Raw genomic sequence first — 14,386 nt, forward strand, 5'->3', positions numbered from 1 at the left:
CATTTCAATTCCACATCTCAACGGAATTTTGTAATACTCCCAGCCCCTGTATCTCAACGATGGCTTGGTCTCCAGGCTTAAGATATATAGGCGGTTTGCGGGCCATTCCAACTCCGGGAGGTGTGCCGGTAAAGATGATATCGCCTGGTTCGAGTGTCATAAATTGAGACACGAACTGGATTACCTCTTCTATGGTAAAGATAAAATTATCGGTATTGGAATTCTGCAATACCTCTCCGTTCAAAGTCAATTTGATGGGTAGGTTGTTGGCGTCATCAATTTCATCTGCCGTTACCAGGTAAGGGCCAGTCGGAGCGAATGTGTCCGCTGTTTTTCCTAACAGCCACTGTCCGCCCGGTCGGCCGATTTGCCAGTCGCGTGCCGAAACATCGTGGCCGTTCATGTAGCCTGCGATGTATTGGGGAGCGTCTGCCTGGCTGACGTTGCGGCAGGTCTTACCGATGACGGCCACCAGCTCTGCTTCATAATCAACTTCTTTGGCAATAGCCGGGATGCGGATCGGATGTTCTGGTCCGGTGACTGCACTGGAGAACTTGCTGAAACAGACGGGTTCATCTGGAAAAGGCATTCCGGTCTCTTCTGCGTGATCCCGATAGTTTAAGCCTATGCAGAGCACTTTTCCAGGTTGGGGAATCGGTGCCAGTAGAGTACCTGTAATCTGCTGGTCTGCCTCTTGCGCCTGCGCGGCAGCTTGTCTGGCTCGTTCCAGTCCATTTTCCAGACTGAGAATTCCTTTGAGCGATCGTGGCAGGCTCTCGTCAAAGGCACGTAGATCAAAAAATGTCAGTTCGTTTTCTTGATCAACAACTGAGACAACTGTGGTGCCTTGTTCTGTTTGCAATGTTGCTAACTTCATGCAGGGTTTCTCCTCGGTGCAGAATGAATGTGAAGCATAAACAAGCATCGATTGAATTTCAGGAATCTTATGCTGCTGTCCGCTATGGATGTAGTGAACGTCAGGATCATATCTTCGAGTTTTAGGAAGAAACCGTTTTGTCAAGGTTTTCCTAATCGGGCACTCAAATAACCAAGACGTTTGATTTTCTTCTTCACCGGGGAATGTTATGCTGTGAAAAGTTAGCCGCCTTTGCTGAAGTGAGGCGAGTGATAGAACAATTCCTGGTTCAATTCTTACATATTCGGATGACCTCATGACCAAAGCGACTTATAAAGATGCCGGCGTAGATCTGGATCTCTATCAGAAAGCGATGTCTTCTATTCATCCCTTAATAGCGAAAACTCATGCTGCTCAGAAATCACGTGTGATGGATTTGCCGGGAGGTTTTGCTGGATTGTTTCGTTTGAATAATCCGGGATCGGGTGCCAGTGCCCGTAATTATGAAGACCCGGTCATGGTTTCTGGAACCGATGGTGTTGGAACCAAGATCAAGGTGGCGATTGAAGCGGGAACTTATAATACAATCGGCATCGATCTGGTCGCGATGTGCGTGAATGATTGCCTCTGTCTGGGGGCGGAGCCGCTGTTCTTTTTAGATTATATCGCGCTGGGTAAAGATGATCCGGAACGACTGGTCGAATTGATGGAGGGAGTCACTAAAGGATGTGTGCTTTCCAAAGCTGCCTTGCTGGGCGGAGAGACTGCCATCATGCCCGACTTGTATGGCGATGGTGATTTTGATATGGCCGGGTTTTGTGTTGGTGTGGTAGAGCGAAATCAGATCCTGGATGGCCAGGCAATTCAGGCCGGTGATGTAGTACTTGGCCTGGAGTCAAGCGGGTTCCATTCCAATGGCTACAGCCTGATTCGTAAGGTTGTGTTTGAAATGGCGGGCCTGGGAATTAATGATCCCGTTGAAGAACTGAATCAGCGGACCGTTGGTAGTCTGTTGTTAGAGCCAACCCGAATTTATGCTGGTGCGATCGAAACAATTTCCCAAAACTATCCTGATCAAATCGTATTCAGCGGATTAGCGCATATCACCGGTGGGGGACTGGTTGAGAATGTGGAACGCATTCTGCCTTCGAATCGACGTATCGAGATGAAAAAGTCATCCTGGAAAGTACCTGACCTCTTTAAGTGGTTGCAGGCCCTGGGCAATATTGACGAGGAAGAAATGTTCCGCGTCTTTAACATGGGTATCGGCATGGTTGCCATCGTGCGAGCTGAACAAGCTAAGGAAGTCCAGGAGAAACTGCAGTCTATTCAGTGCCCGGCGCACGTCTTGGGCAAAGTCGCAGAGGGCGAAAAAGATGTGACTCTCGTCTGAGAGTCGGTCTGTTTTTTCGTTCTGAATCGCTGATTCTGCCACTTTTTCTTAAGACCGGGGTCTCTGTCTGTATGCCCGTCTTTGGGGTTGTCTCTCGACTTTCTTAAGTCAGTGAGGTCTTTCATTGCGCTGTCATATCCCTGCTGCGTGCCGGAAATTCTGAAATTCCAGGTGTGGTCTGGTTTAGAGGGAAATACCGTTTATTGGGGGAGTGGGTTCACGGATGTATCCTTGTCTGGCTGGTTTTCGGTCACTCAAATCCGACTGAATCGACAATTGTAAGATTTTTTGAGCCCAAATGACTCAGGGCATTTTCTTTTGTGATCACAGGGCATGGTTTGGTTCGAAAACTATTAAGTGATATAGATGTCTAATTATATGTACTTGTGTGTCTATTGAGCTGTTGATCCCCCGATTTGGCTCATCGAATGCTATTCTTGAAATGCAGGGAAAGAATCAAATGGAACGCCCCTCTCCGACCGGTTTTGAGAGAACTTTTGACGATGACGATATCATCGTTAGTAAAACGGATTTGAAGGGCCGGATTACCTATGCCAATCATACATTTCTTCGGGTGGCTGGTTACACCGAAGAAGAGGTGCTGGGCAAGCCTCATAATCTGATTCGGCACCCTGATATGCCGCATTGTGTGTTCAAGTTACTCTGGGACACCATCGAATCAGGAAATGAAATATTTGCGTATGTCGTTAACCTTTGTAAAAACGGCGATCATTACTGGGTTCTCGCGCATGTGACACCCAGCTTTGATTATTCCGGGAAAATGATTGGTTATCATTCTAGCCGTCGTGTTCCCGACCGGACGGCTCTTGCAAAAGTCGAAACGCTCTATCGATCACTCAAACGCATTGAAGATTCCAGCTCCGACTGGCGGATTGGAATGCAGAACGCAACGGGTGCATTGGTTTCACAGTTGGAAGAAGCTGGTGTTCAATATGACGAATATGTCTTTGCACTTTAAACGACTTTGAAAGCATTGATCGATTTATCAAACCGAAAATTCAGCTTGAATTAACAAAGGTGACAGATGTTAGACTTGGAAACAGTGAAACCGAATGCCTCAGAGAACCAGATGGAAGAATCAATCTCTGCAGCGGAACGCAATGAGTTGGAACGTTACCGGCACTGGATTAAAAATTTAGCTGATGTCTGTGAGGCTGCTTCGTATGGAAATTTGGAAGCACGCTTATTGCACGTCGATATCGATGGTGATCTGGAGCGGGCCATTCGTTCTGTAAATGGCCTCTTGGATTACACCGATGCGTTTGTGAGAGAGTCGAAAGCATCTCTGACGGCTGCTGCCAATGGAAAGTTTTATCGCAAGGTTCTGTTGAAAGGTATGCGGGGGAGTTTCAAACAGGCTTCCGAGGTGATTAATTCTGCTGGTGAGAAAATGAAGCACCAGGCACAGGAGATCGAGGAAGCCGAGAGCAAGCGTCTGGAAATGGCTGATGGCTTTGAGAAAGAAGTTCAGGGGATTTCCACGATTGTTTCTGCAGCAGCCACGCAACTGCATGCCACGGTGCAATCGCTGACGGCAGTTACGGAAAGAGCCAGCCAGGAAACCTCTGATTCTGTCGAGTTTGTGAATCAGACGAGTCAGAACGTAAAAATTGTGGCGGAATCGACGGTTCAATTGAATCTATCGATTCAGCAAGTTGATTCCCGGGTCAAAGAGTCGACTGAAGTCGTTCAGCAGGCTGTCAATGAAAGCGAGCATGCTAAGGAATTTATGTCTGGTTTGGTAGAAGCGACCAATGACATTGGTTCGGTAGCGAAAATGATCGCTGACATTGCCAGGCAGACGAACCTGCTGGCTTTGAACGCCACGATTGAAGCAGCCCGTGCGGGTGACGCGGGGGCTGGTTTTGCAGTGGTTGCCTCAGAGGTGAAAAATCTGGCGCAAGATACTGCGAATGCGACCAATCATATTACCGATCAGATTCGTTTGATTCAAGGTGTGGTGAATGACGCCGTTTCGAATATTTCGGCCGTGAGTAATACCATTCGCAAAGTGGATGAAATCAGCGAATCGATTTCCATATCCATTTCAGAACAGAGCGAGTCGATTGCGACGATTCACCAGAACGTCGAAGACGCAGCAGAAAAGACAGTGCAAACGACTGAAAGTATCCAGAGAGTTGCCGCCACTGCTGAAGAGACGAGTCACTCTACACGAGATTTGTTGGGCGCTGCGAATGATATTTCACAGCAATCCGAAGGCTTGAACAGTGCAGTCAATCAGTTTCTGATGACGATTCGTTCGAACTAAGAGTTGGCTTAGAGCTTCAAGTGAATCTTGTTCTTTTCCAGATGGCGAACCAGGAGCCAGGTAATCCAGAAGAAGAGAATGAAGCTCCCCCAGGCGTACCAGGCAGGGGAGTCTTTTGTGGCAAAGGGTTTGACAGATTCCATCACGAGATCGTGCAGGATGTAAGCGACCAGCGCGTTCGTACCCAGCGTACGAAACAGGGGCAGATGCCAGTTGCCTCGATCGCAGGCCAGATGGAACAGCAAATAGACAAACAGCGACAGGCCTGCGGAGAAGACCAGGTAAGATAAAGTGCCCGCCCGCTGGCTCATCATCCAGTAATTCCATTGTCGTTGCTTCTGTTCGGGAGGTTTGACGAACGGAGGTTCCGCCAGATACGCAGTAAATGGTTCCCCCTGTTTGGCTTGGAGTTGTGTTTCATCGGGAATCACAGGGTGGAGGGCGAGCTTTTGCTTTTGTATCGCCGGGTTTGTCTGGTCTACGACGGGGACATCATAAAAGCGTGTGCCACACGAGATGCCCCAGCCTAGCAGCATCAACACAACCGACCAGAATAGGAATGGTCTAATTCGCGGCAAGCCTTCTGCTTCCACGATCCAGTCGCACGCGAGTGTGCCGATGATGGCGGGAATACTCCAGGTCAGAAAACCAAGTGGTCCGCCATCAATGCCGTTGGGCGGAGAATTGACCCACGTGAAGTAAAAGTAATAAGACAGAACCAGATGTGCGGCTGCTGAAAAAATCAGATACGCGATCCGGATACTCGCCCGCGCTCGGATGACCGGCGTGATCCAAAGTGAAGTGACCGCGATGTGCATCAACGTTTGGAACCAGTTTCGTTTGAGTGGCCCCGCGATGGTATCCCACACGCCGATCGACTGGAGTTCACTCCATGTTTTGGCGACCGGGGAAATGCGGTAGATGATTAAGGAAACCAGCACCAGTCCCAGTAATCGTTGCACAACCCGCATGTAAGCCGAGACGGCGCCTGCCGATTGGACCCTCCGCCCGAAGGTCAGCCGAAAGGCAAAGCCGACCGCGAACATAAAGTGCGGCATGATCGTGTCGGCATAGCTGCAGTAGGTATTGTGGTGCTTCAGCACGACCGGGCAGACGACAAAGAAACCCATGTAGTTGACGAGAAACATACCAGCTACCGTGTAGCCACGAAACTGGTCCAGGGAGACGATACGTTTCTTAGCCTTCTCAACTGGTGCAGGGGAAGCGGTGTCGGTCATGTTGTTCCGTCGATTCGCAGAAATTAAGGAAAAAGCGAAGGGCGCTGGTATTAATCTCTACTAATATACGGTTTGCGATGCAAATTGGAACACGGTAGGTTTAAATTCGCTCATCCGTCAGCAGAAACCGATTTTCATAACGGAGAACAGAAAGAAAAGCCAGATAAAGCCAAGCAGTGCAGCGTTGATTCCTGCCTGAATGATGAAACTGATCGAGCCCAAAATCAGATTGAGTACTTTGTTTTCACAAAGTTTCAGGTGACAGTGAGAGATAAATAATAATAGTGACCCTGCAAGCAGGAAAAAGTAAAAAGAGCCTGCCATAGCGATATTGATTGGATCGGAATTGATTTTGAAGACCAGCTCTGTGAGATAGAGAATGAGCATGGTCGAGAATACGCCTCCCCAGAAGATTCCATATGCCAGTTGCAGATAGCGTTTAAAACGAGGATCCTGGGCTTGGTTCATGAGTTTTGCCTCTCAGTGGAATAATCGAACTGATACGAGCAGAAGACAGCCATGCAGCTGTCTTCTATTGTGAGGCGTAAGAATCGAGAAAAGATCACGGGCGGTTTCAATGATTTCCGGAAATCGTTCTCAGCGGGATCGCTTCTGCTCGCGGCGAAATGTACCGGGGGTGGTTCCGGTCTGTTTTTTAAACGCGACGTTTAGATATTCGGGATGCCGAAATCCGGTGCGTTCTGCGATTGCGGTTAGAGAGAGGTCGGTCTCTTCGAGTAGCTGTTTCACACGGTCGAGACGAATCCGCATGATTTCTTCATGAGGTGAGCGGCCGATGAATTTTTGGAAGCGGCTTTCGAGTACGCGGCGGGAAAGGGGAACCGATTTGAGCACAGTCTGCACATTGATGCCATCGCAGGCATGCTGCCGGATGAAGCAGACTGCGTCCGAAATGAATTTATCATCGATGGCTTGAATATCGGTGGATTGGCGCGTGGCGATTCCCAGTGGCTTGATGAGATGCGCTTCCGAAGAAACCGTCTGGCCGGCGATCATTCGATCCAAGAGGGCGGCTGCTTCGTAACCGGTGAGCCGCGTATTGGGAATGACACTGGAGAGAGGTGGCTCGGAAAGATTGCAGAGAATTTCGTCATTATCGACGCCGATGATGGCGACTTCTTCAGGGACAGAAACAGAGCTTGTACGGCAGACGTCGAGCAGTTGTTGCGCTTTGATATCATAGCAGGCCATCACGCCTACTGGTTTGGGGAGTTGGCGAATCCATTCTGAGAGTCGCTGCTGTTCCTGTTCCCAGGGAATCGTTTTTTTGCGACCCTTTGCTTGTGGATATCTATGGCAGACGTAGCCTGCGTTTTCAATACATGATTGAAAATGGTCTTCCCGCCAGCGGGACCAGTTGAAACGATCGTCGCCACAAAAGGCATAATGCTGGAAACCACGCTCTATTAAGTGTTGTGCGGCCAGTGTGGCAATTGCGCGGTCATCGGTTTCGACCCAGGGGAGTGAAGGGGCGAGGCGGGCGGCACTCACATCCACGGCGGGCACGCCACTGTTGACGACGGCTTCTGCGATTTTTTCATTTTCAATGCGGGCGATAATCCCATCGCCGTGCCAGCTGTTGAGCCAGTTGACGGGCACGGAACCTCTGCCGTGCTCGGGCAGGTAGATCGACCAGGAGCGATGCTCATGGATATAGGACATCACGCCACGCAGCAATCCTCGCGCGTAGGAATTCGACGATTCAATGAGCAGGGCGATGGAGGGACGTTGTTTCATGATCTGTCTGCAGGAGGAACAGAGTTTAGTTGACGTAAATGTAATATTATTAAGGGGGTTACGTGGCAGGTTCAGACGGAGACATCATTTCTGCCTGTCTTTACAGAGAAGAGTCATTTTGGGTTCGGTGAAATACCTCAATTTATTATGCGCAAGTTTACATGGTACTTGATTTGAGACGTTTTACAATAAATAAACTTTGATCCACTAGTGCTTTGTCAAGCTAGGAATTGAGGGTTAGAGGTGTTGTTTACGTGCTCCGTTGTCGCACTCTCGTGATATCCATCAACCCAAAATTAAAAAATGACACTCCACTAGTTAATCAGGGATCACAACAAACAACAGAGATATTTGCAGCGTAGAAGGAATGCCATGAGTGAGAAAAAGATGAATGTCGCGCTTGTCGGGCTCGGTTTCGGGGCAGAATTTATTCCCATTTACCAGGCACACCCTAACGCCAATATGTACGCGATTTGTCAGCGGTCAGAAGAACATTTGAATCATATTGGTGACACCTTTGGAATTGAGAAACGTTATACGTCATATGATGAATTGCTAGCCGATCCGGATGTGGATGCCGTCCATATTAATACACCGATTCCTGATCACGCGCCACAGTCAATCAAAGCGTTGAAAGCGGGTAAGCATGTCGCGTGTACCGTGCCGATGGCGACGACGGTGGAAGAATGTGAGCAGATTGTGAACACGGTCAAAGAGACCGGCTTGAAATATATGATGATGGAGACGGTGGTTTACAGTCGCGAGTTTTTATTCATCAAAGAGATGTACGACAAAGGGGAACTCGGCAAAATTCAATACATGCAAGCCAGTCACCCCCAAGACATGGAAGGCTGGCCTGAATACTGGGAGCGCATGATACCCATGCATTACGCGACCCATGTGGTGAGTCCTGTATTAGGGATGGTCAATGGTCGTGCCGAGTATGTGAGCTGTTTCGGTTCCGGGACGGTGAACGATGAGATCGCCGAGAAGTCAGGTAACAAGTTTGCCGTGGAAACCTGTCATATCAAAATCAAAGATTCTGACATCGCGGCTCACATTTGGCGGTTTCTGTTTGATACGGCGCGGCAGTACCGCGAATCGGTCGACGTGTATGGCACGAAAAAATCATTTGAGTGGCCTTTAATTGAAGGGGATAAACCGATTTTGCATACGGCAAAGAAGCCGGAACCGGAAATCGCGGAGCGCGTGGATGTGCCCGACTATGCCCATCTGTTGCCGCCGGAAATTCAGAAATTTACCCGTGCGATTCATGACGCCGACCACCTTTCTTTCTTGCAAGGGGCAGGGCACGGCGGTTCACATCCGCATCTGGTGAATGCGTTTTTGAAGTCACTGGTAGAGGACAGCGATCCCTGGCCGAACGCCTCGCTCTCTGCAAACTGGACCAGCGTGGGCATTCTGGCTCACGAATCAGCGGTGGCCGGGGGCGAACTTAAAAAACTGCCCGCCTTTACGCTGGAATAAGCGGCGTCTTGAAATTCGAAGTTCTGTCATTTAATACAATCGACCCAATTCAAACATATTTCTGAGGGGAATGGTTATGGCTCGTTACTCCCTGTTATTGATGCTGCTGGCATATACAGCTCCACTTTTGGCTGCTGAGGATTTTACGGTCCATCAGTTTGATCGGATGCAACTGGGGACCAAGTTCTATTCCGAGGGGGCGACCTTCGGTGATTTGAACGGAGATGGTCATCAGGATGTGATCTCGGGGCCGTATTGGCACGAGGGGCCCGATTTCAAAACGAAGCACGAATACTATCCGGTCAAAGAATGGAATGTGAATGGCTATTCCGATAACTTTTTCGCTTACGTGCACGATATCAATAAGGACAACTGGCAGGATATCGTGATTATCGGTTTTCCCGGGAAGGAAGCATTCTGGTACGCGAATCCACAGGGCAAGCCGGGGCACTGGAAGAAGCATCTGGCGCATCCATTAGTAGATAATGAATCGCCGACTTATACCGATCTGACAGGGGATGGCGAGCCAGAGCTGGTATTTCACACGGCAGGCCAGCTTGGCTATGCAGGACCGGGGAAAGATCCGACCAAGCCCTGGCAGTTTCATCCTATTTCGCCCAACCTGAAATACGGTCGCTTCACGCACGGTTTTGGTGTGGGTGATGTGAACGGCGATGGAAAGGCTGACATCCTTGAAAAAAATGGCTGGTGGGAACAACCGGCGGATCTCAGTAAGCCGGGCTTCTGGACGCGTCATCCTTTCAAATTCGCCGGAGCAGGCGGCGCCCAGATGTACGCCTACGATGTAGACGGAGACGGGGATCAAGATGTGATCACCAGTAAAGCCGCCCACGCGTTCGGACTCTCCTGGTTTGAAAATCAGAAGCAGGATGATGAGATCACGTTTGTGGAACATGTCATCATGGGGAGTCGACCTGAAGAAAATAAATATGGCGTGGTATTCTCTCAGTTACACGCGGTTGATCTGGTCGATATGGACGGCGATGGCATTAAGGATATCGTAACCGGAAAACGTTTTTGGGCGCATCAGGGACATGATCCCGGTGCGAAAGACGCGTCCGTCAATTACTGGTTTAAAATTGTCCGAACCAAAGACGGTGTCGATTTTCTACCCTTTCAAATCAACGATCAGTCGGGAGTGGGAACGCAGGTTGTCGCCGGTGATGTGACGGGAGACAAACTGCCCGATCTGGTCGTGGGTAACAAGTCTGGTACTTACTTATTGGTTCATAAAAAGGTGAAGGTTGACGAAAAAGCCTGGAAGAAAGCGCAGCCTAAAAAGTATGTGCCTCCGAAGGTTTCAGTGAAAAACGAATTGAAGCCGGGTGAGTTTTATGCCACGAATGCCAAAGGCAAACGTGTGAACGTGGACTTCGAACTGGGCAACCTCAACGACTGGATTTCTGATGGCGTGGCTTTTCAAAAGCAGCCAGCCAGGGGGGATACGGTGCATGCCCGTCGCAATGATATGCGAAGTAATCACCAGGGGCAGTTCTGGGTCGGGACATATGAATTCCTGGAAGACAAGCCTGTAGGAACATTGACGTCGGCTTCGATTAAAGTGAATTACCCATTTGCTTCTTTTTATGTTGGTGGCGGTTCAGATGATTCCACGCGAGTCGAAATTGTGGATCAGGCGACGAATAAAGTAATTGCCAAAGCCAGCGGCCGCAACAATGAGCAGATGCATCAGGTGCTGGTCGATCTTTCCAAGTATCAGGGGAAAGAGATTTTTATTCGTCTGGTCGATCAACATCGAGGTGCTTGGGGGCATATTAACTTCGACCATTTTCGATTTCATAAGCAGAAACCAGCGCGATTAGCCGTCGCCAATAGTGGCACGCCACCCAAATTATATACTCAGAAATACGATGGCCTGCTCGGACCGAAAGCGGCCGAAGTGATGACGGTGCCGGAAGGGTTTTCTGTAAACCTGATTGCGGCCGAGCCCGATGTGCAGCAGCCGATCGCGATGACCATTGATGATCGTGGGCGCTTGTGGGTGGCTGAATCTTATGCCTATCCCAGCAGGCAGCCGGAGGGAAAAGGAAAAGACCGAATCCTGATTTTTGAAGACAAAGACGCGGATGGAAAATTTGAAACACGGAAAATCTTCAAGGACAAACTGAATCTGGTCAGTGGTCTGGAAGTCGGCTTTGGTGGTGTCTGGGTCGGTCAGGCGCCGTACCTGTTATTTATTCCCGATAAAAACGGTGACGACAAGCCGGATGCCGAGCCACAGGTATTACTGGATGGCTGGCATTACGAAGATACGCACGAAACGTTAAATTCGTTTATCTGGGGCCCTGATGGCTGGCTCTATGGATGTCACGGTGTGTTTACCCATTCCCGGGTTGGCAAACCAGGAACGCCCGATGATCAGCGGCAACCGATCAATGCGGGCATCTGGCGATATCATCCCACACGTCACGAGTTCGAGGTTTTTGCACACGGAACCAGTAATCCCTGGGGCGTCGACTTTAATGATCAGGGACAATGTTTCCTGACCTGCTGTGTGATTCCGCACCTGTTTCATGTCGTGCAAGATGCCCGTTACCGTAGACAGGCGGGGCAGCATTTCAACCCTTATACCTACGACGATATCAAGACGATCGCCAAGCACCGACACTGGACCGGCGGTCAATGGCACAAGGCTGACCGCGCCGCTTCCGATCTGGTGGGGGGCGGGCATGCGCATGCAGGGGCGATGATTTATCTTGGCGGGAGCTGGCCGGAAAAATATCGCAACCAGTTATTTATGAATAACATTCACGGCGCCCGACTCAATCAGGATGTGCTGGCACGGAAGGGATCGGGGTATGAAGGAAATTTTGCTCCGGATTTTCTGCTTGCGAATGACCGTTCGTCACAGATTCTGTACCTGCGAACTGGTCCGGACGGGCAAGTTTATTTTATTGACTGGTACGATACGAACCAGTGCCATCATCGGGAATTTCAAAAACATGACCGTTCGAACGGCCGGATCTTTCGGGTGGCTTACAAAAATGCGAAACCGGTTAAAGTGGATCTGCAGAAACTGCCCAGTGAGGAACTGGTCAAGTTGCAGTTACACAAGAATGACTGGTATGTCAGACAGTCCCGCAGGATTCTGCAGGAACGTGGCGCCGATCCGGAAGTGCATGCACAACTGGCCGAGATTGCGTTTCAGCATGACGATGTAACCCGCCGCTTGCGTGCGTTGTGGACGTTGCATGTGACGGGAGGACTCTCAGAGCAGAAAGTTCTGCAGGCGCTGAAAGATCCTAGTGAATTTATGCGAGGTTGGGCGATTCAGCTGGCACTGGAAACCGGAACTCCCTCCAGTACGATACTGTCGCAGTTGGCAAAACTCGCGGTGAAAGATCCTTCTCCTGTTGTTCGCTTGTATCTGGGGTCTGCTGCGAATCGATTGCCTCTGGATCAGCGGTGGGACATTCTGTCGGGGCTGGTCAGCCATGCGGAAGATCAGAGCGATCATAATCTGCCACTGCTTTACTGGTATGCGATTGAACCTCTTGCACCACATAATATGCAGCGGTCGTTCGAACTGGCAAAGAGTTCACGGATTCCGTTGATTGAGTCTTACACATTGCGGCGGATTGCCGACATCGGGACGGAAGACGCGGTTGCCTTTTTAGTTCAACAACTGGGAGAGGCAGACACCGCGGCCCGCCAGAAAGTCTTTCTGGATTCGATCAATAGTGCCCTGCGTGGACGTCGCAAATTCCCAATGCCTGAACCGTGGACTACTGTCGGGAAAAAACTGATCAGTAGTAAAGACCCTGTTGTGCGATCGCAGTCATTATCATTGGCAGTGACATTTGGTGATCCGGCAGCCATGCAGCGACTGCGTGAAGTTGTTGTGGACCAAAAAAGTGATTTGGCAAGTCGGAAGTCGGCATTGGCTTCCTTACTGGGGGCGCAAGATTCTCAATTGGTGCCAATTCTGATTACGCTATTGGATGAAAAGAATTTACGCCGCGAAGGACTGCGGGGATTGGCCGGTTATGCGGATGCGGGAACGGCTCCGGCGATTTTGAAACGCTATTCCCAGTTCGATTTGAATGAAAAACGGGATGCGCTGAACACGCTTGCCAGTCGATCCGATTATGCGCATCAGCTCATAGCGGCTGTGGAAACGAAAGAGGTTGCTTCGAAAGATCTGTCGGCTGAGATTATTCGTCAGTTAGGCAACTTGAAAGATAAAAGTCTGAACGAAAAAATTGGTAAGGTCTGGGGGATCGTGCGTGAATCCGCGGCGGATAAGAAGAAACTGATCGCCAGCTATAAAGACATGCTTGCCCGTCCTCGGCCAACACCTGATCTGCATTTGGGACGGGCTGTGTTCGCGAAGACGTGCCAGCAGTGTCATAAGCTGTTTGGAACCGGCGAATCGATTGGTCCGGAACTGACCGGTTCCAACCGGGCCAACATGGACTATCTGTTATCCAACGTGATTGATCCCAGTGCCGTGATGGCAAAGGATTATCAGCCGGTGGTGATTGTGACGGAGTCTGGGCGAATCGTGACCGGGATCATCAAGAAAGAAGACAAGAACGCGGTGACGGTCGCGACGGCGAATGAAACCGTCATTATTCCCCGTGATGAAATCGATGAGATGAGTCTGAGTGATAAATCAATGATGCCCGACAATTTGTGGAAGCAGTTGAATCGAGATGAGGTTCGATCTCTGGTCGCTTATCTGGCCAGTTCCAAACAGGTGCCAATGCAGGCGACCAAAGATAATCTGAAACTCTTTTTTAACGGTCAGAACCTGACGGGCTGGACGGGAAATAGCCAACTATGGTCGGTTGAGAATGGCGAGATCGTGGGCCGTTCACCGGGCATCAAACGGAACGAGTTTCTGGTGAGTGATCTGCGTGTGGGTGATTTTGAGTTGAAAGCCAAAGTCAAACTTACTCCCAACGCGGGCAACAGTGGAATTCAGTTCCGCAGCAGTCTGGAATCAGGCGGGTACGTCAAAGGGTATCAGGCGGACGCCGGTAAAGGCTGGTGGGGCAAGCTGTACGAAGAACATGGTCGCGGCCTGTTGTTTGAGAAATCAGGCGAGGAACACGTGAAAGAAGGCGAATGGAACGAGTATCGAATTGTCGCCGTCGGGCCCCGGATTCGAACTTATATCAATGGAAATCTCTGCACTGACCTGAATGATCCGCCAGGGGCAAAATCGGGAGTCATTGCGTTCCAGATTCATTCCGGCGGCCCGATGGAGGTGCGGTTTAAAGATCTGGAATTACAACTGGGGCCCATCGCTGACTAGGAACTGCCTGTGTCTATTGCAGGCTGGTTCTCATTTGGGGGGCCAGCCTGTGTGTCCCCAT

Annotated in this window: 9 protein-coding genes; 5 read left to right on the top strand and 4 right to left on the bottom strand. The window is 50.0% G+C overall.

Annotated elements, in window-relative coordinates:
- Positions 1-4: 4 nt before the first annotated feature.
- The gene (locus tag AAC022_RS05795) at positions 5-877 is read right to left on the bottom strand and encodes a fumarylacetoacetate hydrolase family protein (protein ID WP_339728876.1); all 873 of its coding nucleotides are present in this window, start codon (positions 875-877) and stop codon (positions 5-7) included.
- Between the two features lie 295 nt (positions 878-1,172).
- Between AAC022_RS05795 and purM the strand changes: the two genes are divergently transcribed.
- The 3 genes from purM (at position 1,173) to AAC022_RS05810 (ending at position 4,539) form a co-directional block, all read left to right on the top strand.
- Positions 1,173-2,249: a phosphoribosylformylglycinamidine cyclo-ligase gene (gene purM / locus AAC022_RS05800; protein ID WP_339728878.1), complete on the top strand. Its 1,077-nt coding sequence runs from the start codon at positions 1,173-1,175 to the stop codon at positions 2,247-2,249.
- Between the two features lie 460 nt (positions 2,250-2,709).
- Positions 2,710-3,228 carry a PAS domain-containing protein gene (locus AAC022_RS05805; RefSeq protein ID WP_339728881.1) on the top strand — a complete coding sequence of 173 codons (519 nt, stop codon included), beginning with the start codon at positions 2,710-2,712 and terminating at the stop codon, positions 3,226-3,228.
- Positions 3,229-3,294: 66 nt separating this feature from the next.
- Positions 3,295-4,539: a methyl-accepting chemotaxis protein gene (locus tag AAC022_RS05810; protein WP_339728882.1), complete on the top strand. Its 1,245-nt coding sequence runs from the start codon at positions 3,295-3,297 to the stop codon at positions 4,537-4,539.
- 8 nt (positions 4,540-4,547) lie between these two features.
- Here AAC022_RS05810 and AAC022_RS05815 read toward each other — a convergent pair whose 3' ends face one another.
- From AAC022_RS05815 to AAC022_RS05825, 3 genes are all read right to left on the bottom strand, one after another.
- Positions 4,548-5,777 (bottom strand): hypothetical protein, encoded by a 1,230-nt coding sequence (locus tag AAC022_RS05815; RefSeq protein ID WP_339728884.1) that lies wholly within the window; start codon positions 5,775-5,777, stop codon positions 4,548-4,550.
- Positions 5,778-5,894: 117 nt separating this feature from the next.
- Positions 5,895-6,245 carry a hypothetical protein gene (locus tag AAC022_RS05820; RefSeq protein WP_339728888.1) on the bottom strand — a complete coding sequence of 117 codons (351 nt, stop codon included), beginning with the start codon at positions 6,243-6,245 and terminating at the stop codon, positions 5,895-5,897.
- A 129-nt stretch (positions 6,246-6,374) separates the two neighbouring features.
- Complete coding sequence (locus tag AAC022_RS05825) at positions 6,375-7,535, bottom strand: XylR family transcriptional regulator (protein ID WP_339728890.1); 1,161 nt, start codon at positions 7,533-7,535, stop codon at positions 6,375-6,377.
- Between the two features lie 372 nt (positions 7,536-7,907).
- Here AAC022_RS05825 and AAC022_RS05830 point away from each other — a divergent pair, with 372 nt between their 5' ends.
- Together AAC022_RS05830 and AAC022_RS05835 are read left to right on the top strand one after the other, a co-directional pair.
- A complete protein-coding gene (locus AAC022_RS05830) occupies positions 7,908-9,023 on the top strand; it encodes a Gfo/Idh/MocA family oxidoreductase (protein ID WP_339728893.1) in 1,116 nt (371 codons plus the stop codon).
- Positions 9,024-9,099: 76 nt separating this feature from the next.
- On the top strand, positions 9,100-14,325 hold the full coding sequence (locus AAC022_RS05835) for a PVC-type heme-binding CxxCH protein (protein WP_339728895.1): 5,226 nt from the start codon (positions 9,100-9,102) through the stop codon (positions 14,323-14,325).
- Positions 14,326-14,386: the final 61 nt, after the last annotated feature.

It is taken from the genome of uncultured Gimesia sp. (genome assembly GCF_963976445.1).
GTDB lineage: Bacteria > Planctomycetota > Planctomycetia > Planctomycetales > Planctomycetaceae > Gimesia.

What these genes read in the sequence shown, in the direction of transcription:
- AAC022_RS05795 (WP_339728876.1), bottom strand. Translation starts at nt 877, where the DNA reads ATGAAGTTAGCAACATTGCAAACAGAACAAGGCACCACAGTTGTCTCA.
- purM (WP_339728878.1), top strand. Translation starts at nt 1,173, where the DNA reads ATGACCAAAGCGACTTATAAAGATGCCGGCGTAGATCTGGATCTCTAT.
- AAC022_RS05805 (WP_339728881.1), top strand. Translation starts at nt 2,710, where the DNA reads ATGGAACGCCCCTCTCCGACCGGTTTTGAGAGAACTTTTGACGATGAC.
- AAC022_RS05810 (WP_339728882.1), top strand. Translation starts at nt 3,295, where the DNA reads ATGTTAGACTTGGAAACAGTGAAACCGAATGCCTCAGAGAACCAGATG.
- AAC022_RS05815 (WP_339728884.1), bottom strand. Translation starts at nt 5,777, where the DNA reads ATGACCGACACCGCTTCCCCTGCACCAGTTGAGAAGGCTAAGAAACGT.
- AAC022_RS05820 (WP_339728888.1), bottom strand. Translation starts at nt 6,245, where the DNA reads ATGAACCAAGCCCAGGATCCTCGTTTTAAACGCTATCTGCAACTGGCA.
- AAC022_RS05825 (WP_339728890.1), bottom strand. Translation starts at nt 7,535, where the DNA reads ATGAAACAACGTCCCTCCATCGCCCTGCTCATTGAATCGTCGAATTCC.
- AAC022_RS05830 (WP_339728893.1), top strand. Translation starts at nt 7,908, where the DNA reads ATGAGTGAGAAAAAGATGAATGTCGCGCTTGTCGGGCTCGGTTTCGGG.
- AAC022_RS05835 (WP_339728895.1), top strand. Translation starts at nt 9,100, where the DNA reads ATGGCTCGTTACTCCCTGTTATTGATGCTGCTGGCATATACAGCTCCA.